At 37.3% G+C, this 20838-nt stretch carries 17 protein-coding genes and 1 pseudogene; 14 read left to right on the top strand and 4 right to left on the bottom strand.

Translation table 11 applies throughout. The features are described 5' to 3' along the window. Positions 1-6: 6 nt before the first annotated feature. Together mobC and DBR43_RS03775 are read left to right on the top strand one after the other, a co-directional pair. Positions 7-2059, top strand: a pseudogene (gene mobC, locus DBR43_RS03780) (conjugal transfer protein MobC). Positions 2060-2141: 82 nt separating this feature from the next. Beyond that, the gene (locus tag DBR43_RS03775; RefSeq protein WP_124578043.1) at positions 2142-2795 is read left to right on the top strand and encodes a TetR/AcrR family transcriptional regulator; all 654 of its coding nucleotides are present in this window, start codon (positions 2142-2144) and stop codon (positions 2793-2795) included. A gap of 38 nt (positions 2796-2833) precedes the next feature. On the opposite strand, the gene DBR43_RS03770 is transcribed toward DBR43_RS03775, so the two are convergent. Further along, the gene (locus tag DBR43_RS03770; RefSeq protein ID WP_124578041.1) at positions 2834-3169 is read right to left on the bottom strand and encodes a hypothetical protein; all 336 of its coding nucleotides are present in this window, start codon (positions 3167-3169) and stop codon (positions 2834-2836) included. 695 nt (positions 3170-3864) lie between these two features. On the opposite strand from DBR43_RS03770, the gene DBR43_RS03765 reads away from it, so the two are divergent. The 5 genes from DBR43_RS03765 (at position 3865) to DBR43_RS03745 (ending at position 11441) form a co-directional block, all read left to right on the top strand. Next, entirely contained in the window at positions 3865-4233 is a 369-nt protein-coding gene (locus tag DBR43_RS03765; RefSeq protein WP_124578039.1) for a hypothetical protein, read from the top strand. Further along, positions 4220-4714, top strand: a complete 495-nt coding sequence (locus DBR43_RS03760) for an RNA polymerase sigma factor (RefSeq protein WP_124578037.1) — start codon at positions 4220-4222, stop codon at positions 4712-4714. The genes DBR43_RS03765 and DBR43_RS03760 overlap by 14 nt, the downstream gene beginning before the upstream one ends. A 560-nt stretch (positions 4715-5274) precedes the next feature. After that, positions 5275-8499 carry a SusC/RagA family TonB-linked outer membrane protein gene (locus DBR43_RS03755; protein ID WP_124578036.1) on the top strand — a complete coding sequence of 1075 codons (3225 nt, stop codon included), beginning with the start codon at positions 5275-5277 and terminating at the stop codon, positions 8497-8499. Positions 8500-8510: 11 nt separating this feature from the next. Continuing rightward, positions 8511-9914, top strand: a complete 1404-nt coding sequence (locus tag DBR43_RS03750) for a RagB/SusD family nutrient uptake outer membrane protein (protein ID WP_124578034.1) — start codon at positions 8511-8513, stop codon at positions 9912-9914. Between the two features lie 15 nt (positions 9915-9929). After that, positions 9930-11441 (top strand): TlpA family protein disulfide reductase, encoded by a 1512-nt coding sequence (locus DBR43_RS03745; RefSeq protein WP_124578032.1) that lies wholly within the window; start codon positions 9930-9932, stop codon positions 11439-11441. Positions 11442-11473: 32 nt separating this feature from the next. Here the strand turns inward: DBR43_RS03745 and DBR43_RS03740 are convergent, their stop codons facing one another. The 3 genes from DBR43_RS03740 to DBR43_RS03730 form a co-directional block, all read right to left on the bottom strand. Then, positions 11474-11779 (bottom strand): hypothetical protein, encoded by a 306-nt coding sequence (locus DBR43_RS03740; RefSeq protein ID WP_124578030.1) that lies wholly within the window; start codon positions 11777-11779, stop codon positions 11474-11476. A gap of 10 nt (positions 11780-11789) precedes the next feature. Further along, positions 11790-12251, bottom strand: a complete 462-nt coding sequence (locus DBR43_RS03735) for a MauE/DoxX family redox-associated membrane protein (RefSeq protein ID WP_124578028.1) — start codon at positions 12249-12251, stop codon at positions 11790-11792. A 239-nt stretch (positions 12252-12490) separates the two neighbouring features. Further along, positions 12491-13072, bottom strand: a complete 582-nt coding sequence (locus tag DBR43_RS03730) for a hypothetical protein (RefSeq protein WP_124578026.1) — start codon at positions 13070-13072, stop codon at positions 12491-12493. A 348-nt stretch (positions 13073-13420) separates the two neighbouring features. On the opposite strand from DBR43_RS03730, the gene DBR43_RS03725 reads away from it, so the two are divergent. The 7 genes from DBR43_RS03725 (at position 13421) to DBR43_RS03695 (ending at position 20822) form a co-directional block, all read left to right on the top strand. After that, entirely contained in the window at positions 13421-14677 is a 1257-nt protein-coding gene (locus tag DBR43_RS03725; RefSeq protein ID WP_124578024.1) for a hypothetical protein, read from the top strand. A 125-nt stretch (positions 14678-14802) separates the two neighbouring features. After that, positions 14803-15825 carry a hypothetical protein gene (locus tag DBR43_RS03720; protein ID WP_124578022.1) on the top strand — a complete coding sequence of 341 codons (1023 nt, stop codon included), beginning with the start codon at positions 14803-14805 and terminating at the stop codon, positions 15823-15825. Between the two features lie 296 nt (positions 15826-16121). Beyond that, a complete protein-coding gene (locus tag DBR43_RS03715) occupies positions 16122-16988 on the top strand; it encodes an RteC domain-containing protein (RefSeq protein ID WP_124578020.1) in 867 nt (288 codons plus the stop codon). Positions 16989-17121: 133 nt separating this feature from the next. Beyond that, the gene (locus tag DBR43_RS03710) at positions 17122-17634 is read left to right on the top strand and encodes a hypothetical protein (RefSeq protein WP_124578018.1); all 513 of its coding nucleotides are present in this window, start codon (positions 17122-17124) and stop codon (positions 17632-17634) included. Positions 17635-17677: 43 nt separating this feature from the next. Further along, a complete protein-coding gene (locus DBR43_RS03705; RefSeq protein WP_124578016.1) occupies positions 17678-18028 on the top strand; it encodes a DUF4134 domain-containing protein in 351 nt (116 codons plus the stop codon). Positions 18029-18030: 2 nt separating this feature from the next. Then, the gene (locus DBR43_RS03700) at positions 18031-18351 is read left to right on the top strand and encodes a DUF4133 domain-containing protein (protein WP_124578014.1); all 321 of its coding nucleotides are present in this window, start codon (positions 18031-18033) and stop codon (positions 18349-18351) included. Positions 18352-18353: 2 nt separating this feature from the next. Next, on the top strand, positions 18354-20822 hold the full coding sequence (locus tag DBR43_RS03695) for a TraG family conjugative transposon ATPase (RefSeq protein ID WP_124578013.1): 2469 nt from the start codon (positions 18354-18356) through the stop codon (positions 20820-20822). Positions 20823-20838 lie beyond the last annotated feature (16 nt).

The raw sequence follows: 20838 nt of genomic DNA, 5'->3' as shown, positions 1-20838 counted from the left end.
AGCTATATGAATACAGGAGAAGATACACAGAGTCTACGGAAGATCATTGAATTTACCAGGCTCATCAGCATTTTTATATTAAGTATACATTTTTATATGTGTTGCTACATGGCATTCAAGCATTTTGGCTGGACTGCTGAGATTACTGACCGAATTATTTTGAATATCTCGAAAACAGGCTTGTTTGATGACTTGCTTACACCAAAACTAGGATCATTAATATTACTTGTTGCATCTCTCTTTGGTATTAAGGGGCGAAAAGATGAAAAGATACGGCAACGGGATATCGTTACCTATCTGGCTATAGGTTTATTTCTATATTTCATAAGTGTGCTATCTTTTTATCTGGTTTTAAACCCAGTCCTAATAGCAATAATTTACATTGGTTTAACCTCAATAGGCTACATGCTTATTTTGACAGGAGGAGGGTTATTGTCGCGGCTAATTAAAAATACTTTAAACCAGGACATATTTAATTCTGACAACGAATCATTTCCCCAGGAAGAAAGACTACTGGAAAATGAATTTTCCATAAATCTGCCAGCTACTTACAACTTAAAAGGCAAAATCCGTAAATCTTACATCAACTTTATTAATCCTTTCCGGGGGCTGCTGATCTCAGGCACCCCCGGATCGAGGTAAAGAATAGGGAAAAAGTTACTTCGTAATCCGGCACATCATTGATCAACATATTAAAAAAGGTTTTTCAATGTTCATATATGATTACAAGTTTGATGATTTAAGCAAAATTGCCTACAATAAGTTGCTTCAATATCAAGGAAACTATGTTGTCAAACCTAAGTTCTTTGTAATTGACTTCGATAAGATATTTCATAGGTGTAATCCGTTAGATCCTGAAAGTATGGATGATATTACCGACGCAACGGAATCCAGTCGGACTATTATGCTAGGCCTTAATAAAGATTGGATCAAAAAATCCGGGGATTTTTTCGTCGAGTCCCCAATTAACTTTTTGACGGCAGTGATCTGGTATTTAAGGAAATATCAAAATGGTAAATACTGTACGCTTCCCCATGTGATTGAACTCATTCAGGCTGACTACGACCGTTTGTTTGCGGTCTTACAAGAAGAGGACGAGATCAAAGTTTTAATCAACCCCTTTATTTCTGCTTACCAAAATAAGGCGATGGCGCAATTGGAGGGGCAAATCGCATCTGCTAAAATAGGATTGGCCAGGCTTTCATCACCACAGCTTTACTACGTTCTGAGCGGTAATGATTTTACGTTGGACATCAATAATCCGCTAGAGCCGAAGATTGTCTGCATGGGGAATAATCCGCAGAAGCAGCAAATCTATGGTGCTGTCCTGTCTTTGTATGTGTCCAGGATGATTAAATTAGTGAACCGCAAGGGACAGTTGAAAAGTAGCCTGGTGTTTGATGAATTTCCTACCATATATATCGGCGGTTCCTCTGGAATAGACGGCTTGTTGGCTACGAGTAGATCAAATTTTGTATGCACTACTTTGGCGGTTCAAAATTTTGAGCAGCTAAAAAAAGATTACAGCGCAGAACAAGCTGATGTTATCGTTGGAATTGTGGGTAATATTATCAGTGGGCAGGTGACAGGGAGTTCAGCGAAAAAACTAAGTGAGAATTTTGGGAAGATAGTTCAGGACAAGGAGAGCAAAAGTATCAATAGCTCTGATATTTCCATTTCAAAATCTACCCAGATGGATTATGCAATCCCTGCTTCGAAAATTGCCGCTTTGTCGTCCGGTGAGTTCGTTGGCATTGTTGCTGATAATCCAGATCAAAAGATTAAACTAAAAATGTTCCATTCGGAAATCCAAAATGATCATAAGGCTATTGCAGACGAAGAAAAGGGCTATAAGCCTATACCTGCTGTAGAGAATGTGACTTATGCGGACATCATTGAAAACTATGTGAAAATCAAATACGATATCGAACAGTTATTTGAGCAGGAACTTGCAAAGATTCTTGATAGGCAACGCAATGCGGAAGAAGTGGCTTCGGCTGAAGAAACTGGGGGTCAAGATGACGAAGTTGAAGAGGCAGAAAGGGGAGTGTCCCGATGATTATTTCAGCACACTTGGCGTATATTATTCTACTTGATAATATGCCCTAAAAATTGCATTTTCAAAGATAGAAACAAACCTTATGACCAGGAAATATGATGGCGCTCTCAAAAATAAGGAAAGGACTAAGCAAAAATTTCTTGATGCTGTAGGCGAAATTATCAAGAAGGATGGATATACTGCGCTTAAATTAAGGAATATTGAAGCAGTTGCAGGAGTAGATCGAAAGCTTTTATATGATTATTTCGGCTCTATCAACAATTTAGTCGAATCTTACATTCGGCAAAAGGACTTCTATATGGGATTGGCCGATAAGGCTAGAGAACTTGTAAAAGAGAATGAAAGCGATTTTGGGAATAAGATGATCCAAAAAATTCTGATTGACCAACTCGATTGTTTTATTGATGATGATTATCTGCAACAGATTGTACTCTGGCATATCAGTGAACCGAATGAACTACTTACTGAAATTAGTGAGGAAAGAGAAAAGGTGAGCCGGATATTTGTAGAATTAACTGATCCGCATTTTGAAGGTACGGATGTGGACATTCGGGCGAGGCTTGCTTTAATTGCTGCCGGAATTTATTTCTTAGTCCTTTACGCAAAAAAGACGGATGTTCTTTTTTGTGGGATAGGCATGAATACCGCTGAAGGTGTTGAAAGGATAAAAAAGGCTATTTCAAGCTTGACTGAAGAGGCTTATTCACTGGCTGATCGGCAAAAGAAAGGCTATTAAAAATAGGCTGGATTATGTTATACTAAGTTAGCAAGTCGTTATTTGTTAGTTTTTTCCTCAAAATTTTTCACTTTCAACATCACTTTTTCAAGTGTTTCCGATTGGATTACGTCGTTAATAATATTAGGGTCGATTTTGAATACATAAGCCATTGTATTAATATGCAAGGTTGTAAACTTTTCGGGGTTCATTAACTTAGTATGATACGAATCATAATTTATTCCTAAAAGCTCCGCAATTTTTGTTGGACTTCTCTTAACAAGCTGATACATTTTCTTAATTTTTCCTGCCAAAAATAAAGATTGAATATCCTCAAATTTCGGATCTACAAAACTACTTTCATCATCCTCTAACATATTTTCCCATTTCGCCATTTCGTCGTTTTTACATATCTAAGATGAGTATTTGTTTGTGAAACCTATTTATATAAGTATTAATCATAAATAAAAATTTGTTATTCGTAAGTTTTTTAATTATATTCGTTTTGATTAAAATTTAATGAGTGTATAACTAAAATGAATTAATAGATTTGCAGCACTAGCATTAATATAATGTGTGGTGCTCACTGATACCTCTAATCCGCAAGAACGTAGGAAATTCACGGACACAAAGGAGGACAAGTGAGCGCCCGGAAACCCTATATATCCAGGGGAGCCGGGCTTACTTGCGGTTTGTGTCTGGGTGCTATCCTTGATAGTAACTACCTTATGGTAGTGCCGTCCTACGCGGCCCGTCTTGCGGATTAAGCCAAAAAGTAATGCCTGGCTCCTTCGGGAGTTATGTCATAAGTTGGTTGGAGGTTAAAAACAACCAATTATGACAACTAACGGAACTACAAACTGGAGTCTCAATGTAATTATCTTCATTAAATGGGAGCAATACTTCCATTTCCCAAGTTTGTCAACTGGCATTATTTCAATTGATAGACTATTCCCACTCAAACCAAAGAATCCAATCTAAATATCGGTATTACAAAGTGGGCGACCTTTTTTCCTTGTAGGAAGGGGTAAGTGTCGCCTTGCTTTGTCTTTTTCAAATATGCTTCTGTAAACCCAAATGAACTTGAAAAATGACCGAATATATTAACCTTTCTGAACCAGTACTCATTTGTCTGCTCAAGACAAATGATGCCCGTGCATTTCAGGAACTTGCAAAAAGGCAATTCATCCCTTTACGGGAAAAACAGGATGCTGCGGTAGAAAAATCGCATGAAGTACTTGCAGTGATGTCATATACCATACAGAAAATATGGGAAAACCGTCATGAGTTTGATGAGCGGGTGGGATTATACCAGCAATTATTAAATGTGATTGTCCAGAGGTTGTTCGAGGTTCTTTTGGAAAGTGATAGGGTAGAAGACCATTTATTCGCCCTTGGTGAATATTTAAAAAAGGACAATAAGGGCTTAAAATACGACAACCATCATGGAACTAACTAAAAAGTATGCTAATCCAGAGGAAATGTTAGAAGGTCTTCTTCTGAAAGATATAAATGCTTTAGAGGCTTTTTATTACAAATACAGTGGTAAACTGTATGGTATAATTGCGGTGGTATTTGAGAGCCATGAGGCTAGAATTTCGGTACTTCAAAGGGCTATTTTGAGAATTTGGTCTGATACGAACCAATATGATCCGGAGAAAGAGAAGTTTTTCACATGGATGCTGAAAATCGTCCGGGAAAGTATCTCTCAAGAGTTTCTGTCCTCAGACATTGATGCTCAGTCAATATATGATCATGGTGAGTTATCTAAAATTATCGAACCTTGCGATTATCCTGTATTCTTTCGGACTTTTTTCTTTAATACGCCAATTAATGAAATTGCCGAAGAGTTGTCTTTAACGCCTTTTGAAGCGCAAAAATCCCTATACCAAGCTATAGACAATCTAAAAAAGCATTTTGCCCAATTCGTTGACCAATGAAAACGGCTCTTAAATATTGGATTAGATATGACATACCAGAACGATGTGCCGGGGCTGGTTGTATTTTTAGGACTAAAAATCAGCCCCCGTAGTTTTGATTGATTTAAAAATTAGGTTAACACTTTTAACCATGCACCGTCCCTGCCGAGAATGTGAATGCGTGGTATGGGTGGAAACCATGCCTGAAATGGGTATGGCACTCCGCTCGTTATTTCACCTGGCAGGGACGGATAGCGGGTTTGGAGTCCATGCTCATTTGAGGTCGCCAAATCCGTTACATAATTCAATAGTAAACTAAATTATGTACGGTAATGCAAACTACATACAGATCGCTATTCACCTTTGGAGAAATTAAGGCTGAACCGGATGCTTTTATAGCTATTGGGTTTAGTAATGTATGTATACATACAATTGTTAGAGCGCACTATGTCAATTACTTATTCAAGAAGAAATACAGGTTTCTGGAAATCTTATTTGAGAATATTGTTAAGCCGCCAGTTTAGTTCTGAAATGATAGAATCGTCCCCCTAAACATTTCTTGATCAACTAAACTCATTAACATGAAAAAATTAACGATATACATCGTCATGGCCATGCTTTGCCTAAGTTTTAAAGCTAAAGCGCAAGCTCCCCTTACTTTGGAAGGGAAAATTATGGATGAAAATAAATTGCCCATCGCAGGTGCCAATGTTAGCATAAAGGGAAAAAACCTCTATGCGACCACTAGCCAACAGGGGACGTTTGTAATCAATAATGTGGAGCTTGGGGCAACAGTCATAATAACAAGCATTGGCCGCATTACGAAGGAGCTTAAAAACATTCAGCGCCTCAATCTTGGCGAAATTCTTCTTGAATCAGATAATAATGAACTGAAAGAGGTGGCAATCGTCAGTACTGGTTATCAGAGTATTCCCAAAGAAAGGGCAACGGGCTCTTTTGCGCAGCCCGTCAAAGCAGCTTTTGAAAGCAGGGTTTCTACAGACGTGTTAAGTAAGTTGAACGGCATTACTTCCGGTTTGGTTTTTAATTCAAATACAGGTAATACCATTAACGGACAATTCGATATTAACATAAGGGGTAGAAGTACGATAAGAGCCAATGATCAGCCATTGATCATAGTGGACAATTTTCCTTATAGCGGCGACATTAATAACATCAATCCCAATGATGTAATCTCGGTGACGGTATTGAAAGATGCTGCGGCATCCTCTGTTTGGGGAGTGAAGGCCGGGAACGGTGTAATTGTCATTACAACTAAAAAAGGTAATGTCAATCAACAGTTGAAAGTTTCATTGAACTCAAATTTAACCATAGCTAATAAGCCTGATTTATTTTATAATCCTAATTTTTTATCGTCCCCGGATTACATCGAGGTAGAAAAGTTCCTTTATGATAAAGGGAAGTATGCCACCGCACTTTCTGATATGATTAATTACCCTGCTATCTCCCCGGCAGTTGAGATAATGGCAAACAATGGTAAGCTATCTTCAGCAGACTCGTTAGCGGGAATTAATGGCCTAAAAAATATTGATGTTAGAAATCAGAACGCCAGATATTTCTACAGAAAAGCAGTTACACAGCAATATGCCATCAATTTGAGCGGAGGAACTGAAAAAGTAACTTATTATGTCTCATCCGGTCTGGACAGAAGTTTACAGAGTTTGATAAATAATGATAATCAACGGATCACCATAAACACGTTAAATACATTCAAGCCACTGGAAAATCTGGAATTATCGGCCGGGTTTTACTATACCCAAACAGAGGCAAATTCCGATAATACGTTAAATTCAATTTTAGGTCAGCGATCAACTTATTACCCATACATACAATATGCAGACCTTAATGATAACCCCTTGGCCATTACTAAAAGTTACAGGGATAGTTATATTGCTTCCGCACCTTCTAAGGGGTTCTTAGATTGGACTTACGTTCCGTTAAATGAAATTGGACTTACTGAAAACAGGAGCAAGTCAACTGACTCAAGAATAGTCACAGGCTTAAAATATGATCTTCTAAAAGGGATTAACTTTGATCTAAAATACCAGTACCAAAGATCATCCACCGAAAGGAAGGCATTTCAGAATAAAGACAGTTATTATGCAAGAAATCTGATCAATCAGTTTTCAGTATTGTCAAATGATCGTGTAATAGATTATCATGTGCCGATTGGAGGAATATTGAACTATCAGAACGGTAATATTATATCTCAAAATTTTAGGGCGCAATTAAACTTTGTTAAAACATTAGGTAATCATGATATCTCAATCCTTACAGGATATGAACTTAGCCAGTCAGCGACTGATCTAAGGGGAGGGGCAATGTATGGGTATGATGATAACTTAGCTACTTACGGCCTTGTTAACTACAATGAATATTATGATACAAATCCCGCAGGTGGCGCAAATATACCCGATGGAACCGTAATAGGAGGGACTTTAGAGCGTTTAAGGTCTGCCTATGCTATTGGCTCTTACGCCTATAAGCAGAGATATATTTTCACAGGAAGTACCAGAATAGATGGTTCCAACTATTTCGGGGTTTCTACCAATCAAAAATCTGTCCCTTTATGGTCAATAGGAGGGAAATGGAATGTTTCCGCTGAAAAATTTTATCGACTCAAATGGTTACCACAACTAAGCCTTACTATGACGTACGGGTACAATGGTAATCTTGATAGGTCAACAACGGGGATAACAACTTTTTATAGATTGTCTTCCGCAAAATATACCAGAATCGGTTATGCTGAGATAGGAAATGTCGGAAACCCAGATTTAAGGTGGGAAAGGATAAGGCAGACTAAATTTGGTTTGGACTTCGCATTTAGTGATAACAGGCTAACGGGCAGTTTTGAATATTTTCTAAAAAGAGGAATTGACCTGATCGGCAGTACTCAATTAGCTCCCAATACGGGGGTAGTGAATTTTAACGGGAATTTTGCCGAAATGAAAGGCAGCGGTTTCGATCTAAGTTTAAATTCCAGAAACATCATTGGGAAATTTGGATGGAATACCTCAATGTTAATCAGCCATGCCACCGATAAGGTTACTAAGTATGATGTTAAAGCATCCAATAGCCAGTTAGTTGGTTCGGATGGTTTAAACGGCAGATCAATAGTTCCGATAGTTGGAAAACCTGTATATAGTGTGTTTAGTTTGCCTTGGGCTGGACTTGATCCTGATAATGGTGATCCGTTGGGGTTCGTAAATGGTGTGAGTAGTAAAGACTATGCAGCCCTGAACGCCACAGAATTATCGGCACTAAAATATAATGGTTCGGCACGACCAACCTTTTTTGGAGGGCTGTCGAATACTTTTAGTTATGCTGATCTGGCGTTAACGATAAATATCAGTTTCAAATTTAATTATTACTTCCGGCAGCCATCCGTTAGTTACACTGACCTTTACCAGAACAGTATTCAAGGGAATGCCGATTATAGCCATCGTTGGATGAAGCCAGGGGATGAATTGACCACTAATGTTCCCTCAGCTGTATACCCTGCAAATTCTGCCAGAGATAAGTTTTATGCTAATTCATCTATTCGGATAGAGAAGGGCGATCATATAAGATTACAGGATATTGGTTTAAGCTACACTTTAAGAAAATCCAATTTCCCTTTTATTCCTGTAAAAAATATTCAGCTATACGCCTACATGAATAATATCGGTATTCTTTGGAAGGCCGCCAATAGCAAACTTGATCCTGATTTTGTTCCCGGATCAAACACAACCACAATTTTTCCAAGCCCGAAAACATTTGCACTAGGGCTAAAAATCAACTTATAACCTATGTAATCATGAAAAATCAAAATTCATTTCACAAAAGACTAATACATATCATGTATATAGTTCTAGTCTTAATTTTAAATCAAGCTTGTAAAAAGGAATGGTTGGAAGCAAAGCCGGATAAATCATTGACCGTACCTACAACCATTCAGGATTTTCAGGCGATATTGGACAATACGGATGTGTTTAATACTAATTATCCGGGTTTAAATGAGGTTTGTTCTGATAACTACTTTGTCACTTTGGCAAACTGGGAAGGTAGTGGTAGTTTTTTGGAACGAAATAATTATATATGGTCAAAAGACCTATATGGTGGTGAGACTTATAATCCAGATTGGGATCAAAGCTATAAGAAAATATTATATGCCAATCTGGTAATTGAGGGGATAAGTAAAATTACCACCACAGAACATAATTTAAAGGATTGGGGTAATGTGAAAGGAAGTGCTTTGTTCTATCGGGCATTCAGCTACTTTAATCTTTCCCAATTGTTTTGCAAACCCTATCAAGAAATTGGTGCTAACAATGATTTGGGACTTCCAATGCGTTTATCATCAAACGTCAATGAGCAAGTTCGGAGAACAAGTGTTAAAGCAACATACGAACAGATTGTTACAGATTTAAATAATGCCCTCGAATTACTCCCCTCAAAATCGGTTTATTTGACCAGACCGTCTAAAAATGCCGTTTATGCGCTATTGGCTAGAATTTACCTGTCTATGGGCGACTTTGACAGCGCTTTAAAGAATTCAAATGCTTCTCTTGGCATTTCGGAGCTTCTAATAGATTACAATACACTTAAACCAACGGCAGCACTTCCCTTTATAAGGTTCAATACCGAGGTGATATTTCACAGCGAAGCAGCAACTTACAGAATTATAAGCAGAACGAACTTTAGTGTTGACACTGAATTGTATAAGGCGTACGAAATGAATGATCTGCGCAAATCGCTATACTTTACCCTCTCTGGATCGGATGCGAAGTTTAAGGGTAATTACAGTGGTTCCAATGTTTTCTTTAATGGCCTTGCGGTTGACGAAATGCTGCTGATCCGCTCAGAGTGTTTGGCTAGGAAACACAAAATTGATGAGGCTATGGCCGACTTAAATTTACTACTCAAAACAAGATGGAGGAAAAATCCAGACGGGAGTAGCACTTATGTTGATTTAACGGCTTCAAACACTACAGCAGCTGTCAAAATAATTTTGGAGGAAAGAAGAAAGGAATTGCTGTTTCGGGAATTGAGGTGGACAGACCTGAGAAGGTTAAATATAGATCCTACCTATGCAATTATCTTAAAAAGAACACTGAACGGGCAGATGTACATCCTCACACCTAATGATCTTAAATATACGCTTTCCATACCGCCGGATGAAATCAGGTTAAGTGGAATTGAACAGAATAAAAGGGATTAATCTAAAAAATAAATCATGAAAAATATAGGTCAAAACAGAGTTTTTGCACTTACGATAGTCCTGTTGTTTAATTGCTTTGCTTTTAACAGCCTTGTATTAGCGCAAAAATATGTTCCTGCAAATGTTAAAATAAGTGGGGTATTAAAAGGTAACCACAAAGACTCTATAGTGCTGGTCTACAAAGATTGCAAATTCGCATTTGGAGAATCTTTAACCCTGCGGGAAAGAAAACAAAAAGTTGCGATTTCAGACGTTGGAACGTTTCAATTTGAAATAAAAACTAGGAATCCTGTTTATGTGTCTCTTGCCTATAGGCCAAGTAAGGGGACTATAATGCAATTGTTTACTTCCTATCTAGCAGAGCGGGGCGATGACATTAATGTGGTTGTTAGTGCGAATAACCTTGATGGTAATTTGGGTATTCAGAGTCTTCTGTTTAACGGAAAAGGTTCGGAAAAATATACCTGTCAATACCTGATAGATCAAAATGAGAGGAAGAATCAAGTCGAATGGTTAAAACAACGTAATCCTATAACTGATAAAGGTTTAATTGGGGAGTTAAAACGTTCAATTTCCTTTGCTACAGTTCTTGATTATGGTAATGACATTGTTCTCGAAAGGAATAAATCAAATATGAGTGATCTCGCCTTTGATCTGATCAAAGTAAATTTGTATTCAAAAAAAATGATAAGAATTTACAAACGACTGAATTCTATGAGCAAACAAATTCATGCGCTAAATTCAGTAGATAAAAGGAAGGTTATAGATTTGTATTTACAGGAAATTAGATCAAAGGTAGAGTTCCCGGATAGGGTACTTCCTCTTTCTTTGTTTTATACGTCATTTTTATTGCGTCAGTTCCAGTTTGAAAATTTGGTATTAAAAGATAGAGGAAAGTGGACAAGGATCAACAATATCGCAAACCGAAAGTTAAAGGAACGGGTATTGACGGAATATATTCTTACTGATTTTACAGAAATTACTGATCAAAAAATGGTCATTGATACCGCTTTAAAAAGTATTTCAGATAAAGACTACATGAAGCTAATAGCAACTACAGCTAATACTCAAACTAAAGGAAGTGATGTTTTTGATTTCTCATTGCCCGATACCAATGGCCGTTTTATCAAACTGAGCCAGTTTTTAGGTAAGGTTGTTTTTATTGATTTCTGGTTCACTGGGTGTGCCGGATGTGGTACTTATTATGAATTAATTCTTTCCAAGGTCGAGAAATCGTTTGAGAAGGATACTAACGTAGTGTTTATCACAATATCAGTTGATAAAAATAAAGAGAAATGGATAAAAAGTGTTAAGGATGGAGAGTACACATCATTGTCAGCTATTAATTTATATACGAAGGGTTTGGGAGTAAACCACCCCGTCATTTATCACTTTGCAATTACATCCTATCCAAGACCAATAATTATAGATAAGAAGGGAAAGCTATTCAATAATACAGAAAGTGATTTACGAAGTTCAGCAGAAAGGTTGTCCGCTCTTCTGTTGGAAGCGAAACATTTAAACTAATAGAAGGGCTGCAAAAAGCAGCCCTTCTATATTTAATTACCATTCCAGGTACCAATCTCGTCGTTGGAGGAAACTCTTGATCCATTTGGGTGGTCTCCCTCTGATAATGTTCCAGAATAGTTCCATACAGCACTACAAGCAGCAGCAGGTAGGCTTTCACAAGCACCATCCGGTCTGTACTCATAGTCTTTTGGATCTGTGCTTTGAGTGCCAGTTGTGTTATAGAATTTTTGTTGAGCAAATTTAGCGTTTGCATTTACGGTACTTTTGAAAGCACTGAATCCAATAGCCATTGCGCCTACTGATAAGCCTAAAGCCAGTTTTTTAAGATTGTTCATGTTGTTACGTTTAAGATTTAAGATTTGGTTCGCTAAGTTTAACCGCAATTATGGCTATGGCAATAAATGCCAGATTGAACCATAAATGTTGCCCCCAGCTTAATTTTTCAATAATCAAATTACAATGACAAGGCAATGTCTCTTTCCAGAGTAGCATACTCAAGATGTAAATCGTAAATAGGATCATTAAACCTGCAAATCCATAAAGACCCCATCGATGTGTCTTTGGGATGATTAATAATATGGATACCAGTATCTCTAAAATAGGTACAGCCCAGGCAATAATTATTGCGTAAGAACTAATGATTGATACCTTAGACAAACCCTTTGCGAACCTGCTATGATCAATTATTTTTTCATAAGCTGAAAACAGAAATAAAAAAGTACAAATAAGGCAGATACTAAATACCAGCCATTCTTTAATACTGTCATTAAATCTAAATGATCTATTACGCTCGGTTATACTTTCCATAGATGTAAAATTGATTTGTCACTCAATTGATTTTGTGACTGCCGTCACTGGCGGGTACATAGCCCGCTGATCATGTTTTTTACTCTTTGTCACAGCCCTCCTTTCTTTAAAATTGAATGACAGTGAATAATAAGCTTCACCGTAAGATTAAAGTTGAGAAACTTATGCCCGGGGAAATCACATATTTGAGGCAAAAAAAAGCCGCAAATGTGGTGTTTCAATCGCACATTTGTGGCTTTTTAATGTTTTCTAATTCTTCTAAGCGTTTCCAGACTGATCTTGTGAAATTGGGCAATGTGTTGTATTTCTGCTAGATTGTAGATGTTGGGATGCGCCTGTTCTAAACGTTTTACCCTACGCCTGGCAGAGAACCTAAAATCCTCTTCATACTCATGACGCAGTTTATCATAATGACCCCTAATGTTCTCTGTAAGTGGTTCTATCTCTGAAAAATCTGATTTCATCTTTAAGAATTCATCGAAAGGTATACCGACAAAATGGGTGTCTTCCAGAAGCTTTATATAACTTGGCGATGGTTCTCTTCCGAATAAGCCAGGGGTTGTATATGGGAAATCTTTTTCAAACCAGAACTTACTCGCAGTTTCTTCCAATGTAGTTGGATTTACGAATAACTCTACTGCTGAACCTTTATAAATGAAAAGGCCTGAATCCTGGATCTGTTTGTAGTTCAATACCCGACTGCCTTTTTTATAAGTTATTTCATATAATTTCTCAAGCAATTTTAACTTGAAACCTGTTGAAATCAGTGGGTAGTACTTTTCAAGTTCCTCTATCAAAAGTTGAAAGGCTGGATTGATCATAGCTTATACTTTTTGTACCGAAGAAAAGTGGATCATCAATAAGGTGATTAGTGAGGCTGATTTCCAATTTTCTTTAGGTGTCGTTAATTATTCCCAGCAATTAACAACTAAAATATTAGTATTCCGCATGACACCACTTCTCTGAAAGTATGTAACTTTTGGAAAAAAACGGCCTTTATCGTGCTTGTGGGTGTGATTATACATGACAAAAATAAATTTTATATTTTCTCACATTTTGGTGATATTTACTTTAATTGTAACGCAATCCTCTGACACTCTGCTCACTAAAATTTGATTCATAGGTGAATTAGCTTTGGCATTGCATGTTTAACCAAAACGGGATATACTTTGATAGGCGACTTTATTCAGTTGAATGCTTTTACTATAGCAGTGGTGAAGCTTGGCAAAATTTGTTGCAGGGGAGAGGAGTATTTTAACGAAGAGGCTACCGTAAGGATTATTTGGGATGAATTTCTAGTAGACCTTGACAAACGAATAGAAGAACAGGATACCTATGATAAATTATCGATCTTTATTAAAGTTGCCCAAACCAATCTTACTGTATTTGCTGATAAATTATATAATCTCTACAGCAATTTGGAGCCTTGTAAAGAAAGTTGCCATTTAAAGATTAAAGGTTTTTTGTATCAAATAGCTACGGAAGTTGTCGAAACAATAGAGACGCTTAATACTAAGTATTCCGATCTCTTTTACTTGAACGGCGATATTCCATATTGGATTATTTACAACAATAAAAAAGCAATCGCGTACCAGAACCGTATTAAACATAATCTAGAATTAAGACAGGTTGATCCGGAATTAACCCATATTCTTGATAGTCATCTTAGTGGTCTGCATATTCCAGGCAATTCAAAAATTAAAAGCTGGAGACAATTTTTTTATTTGCAAAACCTTACCTGGGGTCTTTTAGCTTATGTCGAAAGCCCTACGTCTGATACCGATACCTTAAAGCTGCTTAAAATTTTAATTGGATGGAATTTTAATCCTCTGGTTTTTTACGAATTTATGTTGGAGTATTCTGTCCAACTCATTAATGCAGATATGCCATATGAAGAGCAGGAAATGGAACTGCTTGTTTTTTTAAGGACAATCGAGAATATTAGGCCAGAACGTAAAGACGGGTATAATATTGATGTTCCTCCGATACAGGAATCCATATGCAGTTATCTTCAAAGAGAACTTGCGACAGTGGCAAGGATGAAAGACGTTTTGATGCCTTACACCGTGAACGGATTAAACGGTCGTACCTCAAATTATTACTTTGAAGTCGCCACCACTATTGAAGAGTTATTTTTCTTGGTAAGGATAATGTTAGAAGTCCGCTTTATAAAAACCAAGTTTAAAGCAAACTTGTATAGTTTTGTAGCACGACACATTAGAACCGATCGTTCTAAAAGTCCGTCAACACAATATATGAGAAACGTATTTGCGCCAAACAAAGAAGTGCCATCTAGAATTATCCGAAAGATACGGGGATGGTTAATGACGATGATTAGTTATATCGATACGCACTTTGGAAGTCAGTTAAAAATATGGGCTGTTGGAGCTGGAACCTATTCATTGTTATCAGAGCTTAACTTCTGATTATAACTGAACTATTATTTTAATTAAAAGACATTAAACTTAATTTTGAAATGAACCGAAAAACCATTTGATGCAGTATACTTAAACATTGTTTAAATTTGTTATTGCCAAATACGAACAATTAGATGCAACATCATATTCCACTTTCCAGAATTAGAGCTAAAGATAGGTTAATAGCTTGTCTAGTTATCTTGATAGCTTTTTTAGCCGCTTATGTAATATCAAAATTTTACGACAACACGTATTATTACTTATATCCTCAATTTACGTACGAGTATACTTGGATTGTATTGGTATCGACATTATTAATCGGGGGAGGCTTAATCTTAATTTACAAAAACAAACGAGCTAAATTGAAGCGAAATCTTTTTGTTTATACTCTGTTTGTATTTTTAGTTTTATTCAATACCGCATGTTTCATTGGGGCGTGGCAATATCTGATCTATCTTTCTGATAAAAATTCTTTTAAAGTTGATGATGATGTAAAAAATTACGAATTAAATATAGAAAGTAGCACCCTTGAAAAGATAAAAAAGAAATTGCTTACCGATCGCTCCGTTTGTTTAGTCGGCATTAATGCGTTGAAAAGTGAAAAAATCATAATATCTGAAAAAAATTACAGTTCTCTTTTCTCTAAAAGAAGCAACATAGTCACTTCATTTCAACTTCAAACGAAAGATGTTCAATTTGAAATGAAGCGAATCTGGAACCAAATGTCAGAAGATCCCAGAAAGCCAGATACCACTCATACTCAAGCTTATGGTTATTATTTGGAAGTTCAAAATAATAACCACTCAATAAGTATCCTTCAAAAAGATGAGTTTGCAAAAGCAATGGCTAAATATTTTGAGAATCCATTCGTTCTTAATAGAAAACTTTTGATTTCAGCGATTATGGAATACATTTCAGAATTAGACAATAATATCAGCATTCTTGAAAAAAATAAGCTTTTGATTGAAAAAAGAGGTGTGCCATTAAGCCAATTTACTTATGATAGCTTAATGAAAAGCCTTCAACAAGACGCACAAATTTTTAAAATGTTGTCGTTAAAAAGTAAAGCTGTTCATATTCTGCATTTAATAATTATATCATTGATACTTATACCATTTATATTGGATTTGGCTGAAAAATGGAGAAATAGGTTGTAAAATTATAACCTTAACTTGCTAGTTACTTCGAACTAACTTAGTTCAGAACCTTGAAATCTTAGTGAATGCCAACTTGATTTATTGCTTTGAGTACGATTGTGTTTTGTCTTTGTCTTACGTGTTTTTTTCTGATCACAAGAAAATCAATCCTAAAAGTGTCATGTAAATCCATAGCTGAGACTATTTCAGACAGCGAAATTGTTGCCATATTACAACTTTTTGGTGTAAGCTATGTCACTTTTCAACCACTATAATTTAAAACAATTTGCTTTCAATTTACACTGAAAGAAATTATTATGATAAAAGATTTAGCAGAAATGCTCTTTAAAGAAGAGCGTCTGGAACTTGATGCGATTGATAATTCTTCTGATCAGAGCATTACAGGCCAGAGAAAAGCCAGGGTTGAAACGACTTCAAACTTTTTAATCCAGCTCAAAGAACGAGTCCTTAACTATTCATTCACTTCTAAAGAAGAAGAGATTTGTTTTTTTAAAGAGACGAAACCAAAATTCAGTAGCCTTTTGATCTTCTATAGCAATGTAGAACGTATTGAAATTGACAAACCAGAAGGAAGCCTTTCTCATTTAAAAGGTTATTATGAGAATGAACTGAAAACCATTAAAAGGTTTTTTGAGGGTAACAGGCAGATTTATGCCTATTATCGTTCAGAGGCAGACTATTTAGATAATAAACTTTTTCTTAGGGGTGTTGAAGATCCGCCAAGATGGTTGTGTAAAATACGTGTTGACCAGGATGAAAGATTTTCCACCGCAGGAGATTACATGTTTGCCCGTATTATGGCAACCGAACAAATTGCCCGTTACCTCGAAAGTTCTATCACGGGTTTAGATTTTCATCCCTTTGCTGAAAATGACATCGAAACAAATTGGACTGGCGAGAGTATCAATTTACTTGAAGTGGCCTATGGTGTTTATTATACCGGACAGGTCAATCAAGGTAAAATTGGAATAGGGGAGTTGGTCAGAAAGTTTGAAAAAGTATTTAATGTGAATATGGGTAGACCTTATCGCAGGTTTGCTGAAATCAAACAACGCAAAAGGTTGAGTCGTACTCAGTATTTAGATAACATGATAAAGTCCATTAATAGAAAGATTGATGACGACGATGCCTACCATCCTGATGACAATAAAAAGCACTCATAAAAATAAATTTATAGGCGAGGCTTAGTTTTTATTTATAGCAACTCCCCAAAGGGTTGTCAATTAAAAATTCCCAGTCGGACAAAATTTGCTTTTGAACCTGGTGCAATAAAGCACTGGGTATAAAGCAAATTTTATGTTAGAGCAATTCACCTGGGCACAGTTTCTTTTAGCTGCCGCAGTACTCACATCCGTCTGGTACTGTTCAATTATCCTTCTTTTTTACAATAAAGAGTTGAAGTCCTTTTTAAACGGGAAACCCGTTCAAAGCAAAGCGTCGGAACCACTTCCACACCACTGGGATCAAGAGGTTGATCAGTTTGAGCAGGAAGCAGAAGATTATTTAATGGGCAAATCGAAGATGCCCGAAGGAGTTTCCATATTAAGTGCCGAGGAAATTGGTTTCGCAGATCCTAAACCACAACAGCTTGGCCTCGTAGCTGATGTATTGGAAGAGATCAAAATCATTTTTGGCATTCTTGTGAAAGAGGACGGTAACAAACATGATTTTCTGAATCTTATGCAATCTGTAAGGGAGAGCTATCCTAAGATCGCCGCTCATCCCAACCTCAATCAGATCAACGATTTTATTATCTCAAATGCTTCTTTCCACATCACCAGGGAGGAATTGGAGACCCTTTGGTATTGATCACATCACGCTTCAATTTTTTCACCATCAAAATATTAAATCTATGCAGAATCAATTCGTAACATACCGAAAACAAAATCTAGCTAAATGCCTGCTGATGGTATTTACACTTTGCCTATATAACGTCCTGACCATACTCACTGCATTTGCCCAATCAGCGGACGGCGAGGCAGGAATTCAGGCTGCTGCCGATAAGGTTGCTGGGTATTTCGATACTGGATGTACACTCATGTATGCCATAGGTGCTGTTATGGGGATCATCGGAGCCATCAAGGTATTTAACAAATGGAATGCAGGAGAGCCAGATACTAGCAAGGTGGCTTCAGCATGGTTTGGTTCCTGTATTTTCCTCGTAGTAGTAGCTACAATCCTTAAATCTTTTTTCGGGGTCTGATCATGGCAAGTGTCTATCAAATCAACAAAGGAGTGAGTAAGCCCATTATGTTTAAAGGTCTCAAAGCCCAGTATATCGCTTATCTAGCTATAGGGCTTGTCTTACTCTTACTCGGCTTTGCTGCGGGATATGTTGCCGGTATGAGCCTATTCCTCTTAATGCCCCTGATTATCGCTTTAGGTACGGTTCTTTTTATTCTGGTTTTTCGTTTAAGCCACAAATATGGAGAACACGGCCTGATGAAATTCCTTGCCAAACGCAACTTGCCCGACCATATGAAATTCCGTTCCAGACGGCTATTTACTCAACTTAAACATCATTAACCATGATAGAAGCATCAAATATTTTTCCAATCTATAAGGTTGAAAATGATTGTATAGTTTCAATGGCTGGAGATATCACAATAGCCTATAAAGCAATACTTCCTGAAATTTTCACGCTTTCGGAAAGGGACTATGAAACGTATCACCAAACCTGGGTGAGGGCAATTAAATTACTTCCACAGCATAGTGTCTTTCACAAACAGGATTGGTTTCTGGAAAGTAAGTATAAAGCTGATTTTGAAAAAAACAGTCAAGGTTTCCTTTCTAGGTCAAGCGAGCAGTTTTTTAATGAACGTCCTTTCCTGCAACATGAGTGTTTCATTTATTTAACCAAAAAACCTGCGAGCAGAAAACTTTCATCTTCTGTTTACAGCAATATATGCCGGAAAACAATTGTACCTGCCCAGACCATTGATCCGAAGTTGTTTACAGAGTTTCTCAACGCAACAGGACAGTTTGAGCGAATCATGACCGATAGCGGTTTTTGTGCTTTACAAAGACTTACGGATGATGATCTGGCAGGAACGGCAAATAAACCGGGTATCCTTGAACGGTACTGTTTTCTCCTGGGCAAAGATGAAATGTCAATAATTCGGGATATTCATATTAAAGATGAAATCCGTGTCGGGGATAAGCATGTAGAATTATACACGCTTGCAGATACCGAAGACCTGCCTTCCTTGTGTGGCAGCCGAATAAACTATGATAAGTACAGTACGGATCGTACCAAATTCAGCATCGGGTTTGCAAGCCCATTAGGACTACTGGTGAACTGTAACCACATTTTCAATCAGTACGTTTTTATAGATGACGCACAAAAAACAATCAAGCGGTTAGAGGCAAAAAAGCTTCGGCTCCATTCTTTGTCATCTTATTCACGGGAAAACGCAATCAACAGGGATGCGGTGAACGATTTTATCAATGAAGCAGTTGCTTCAGGCAGATTACCTGTAAAAGCGCACTTTAACGTAATGGCATGGTCAGACGATCAAACTAAGGTCAAAGATTTGAAAAATCTCGTCAGTTCGGCGATGTCGCAAATGGATACTACAGCGAAACAGGAAACAGACGGTCAGGCGCAAATATGGTTTGCCGGATTGCCTGGTAATCAAAGTGATTTTCCGATGAATGACACCTTTGATACCTTTCTGGAACAAGCGAGCTGCCTTTTCAACTTAGAAACCAATTATACTTCAAGTTTAAGTGCTTATGGTATTCGTTTCGGCGATCGTCTGACAGGAAAGCCTCTAAATTTAGACATCAGCAATGAGCCATATGACTTGGGATGGATCAACAATAGGTCAAAATTCGTTTTGGGAGGTAGTGGTTCTGGGAAAAGTTTTCTACTTAATCACATGCTGAGAAGCTATTACGAACAAGGATCTCATATTGTGGTAATGGACATTGGACATAGCTATCGGGGCTTATGTGACCTTGTTAACGGGTACTACTTTACTTACACTCAGGAAGAACCGATCAAATTTAATCCTTTTTACTTATCTGAAGGTGACGTAATGGACACTGAGATGCGTGAAAGTATCAAGACGCTCTTACTGGCGCTTTGGAAAAAAGATGATGAGCCATACACCAGATCAGAATACATTGCCATTTCTAATGCGCTTACTTTATACCTGGCACATTTAGAAAAAAATCCAGACATATTTCCCTGCTTCAATACCTTCTACGAATTCCTGATGGAAGAATACATGCAAGTACTGGAAAATGGTAAAGTAAAGGAAAAAGACTTTGATATCGGAAATTTCCTTTTCGTTCTTAATCCTTACTTCCGGGGTGGTGAGTTTGACTATTTGCTGAACGCAACTGAAAATCTGGACATGCTCCATGAGCGGATGATCATCTTTGAACTGGACAATTTGAAGGATCATCCTATCTTATTTCCTGTCACCGTGATGGTGATCATGCAGCTCGTGATTTCAAAAATGCGAAAGCTCAAAGGCATTCGTAAAATAATGCTCATAGAAGAATGTTGGAAAGCAATCGCAAAACCTGGAACAGCAGAATATATCCGCTATTTATTTAAAACGATGCGCAAATTTTACGGTGAACCCATTGTTGTGACACAGGAGATAGAAGATATCATCAGCTCGCCCATTGTAAAAAATGCCATTATTAATAATAGCGATTGTAAGATCCTTCTGGATCAGAGTAAGTATGAGAACAAATTCGACATTATCCAGGAACTTTTAGGGTTAACGGATAAAGAAAAAGCACAGGTGCTTTCCCTGAATAAAGCAAATGATCCTAGCAGGAAGTACAAAGAGGTATTCATCTCATTAGGAAACGGACATTCAAAAGTCTATCGGACGGAGGTGTCACTCGAAGAATACCTCGCTTACAGTACAGAAGAAAGGGAAAAAATACAAGTACAGGAGTATGCCAGAAAATACGGGAGTACCCAAAAAGGTATCGCTGTACTTGCAGGGGAGATCAGGGCAGGCAAGCGATTGTAAATCCGGATATACCCCT

Origin of the sequence: Pedobacter sp. KBW06 (genome assembly GCF_003852525.1) — a bacterium.
Taxonomy (GTDB): Bacteria; Bacteroidota; Bacteroidia; order Sphingobacteriales; family Sphingobacteriaceae; genus Pedobacter.
This window is presented reverse-complemented; position numbering and strand designations above follow the sequence as displayed.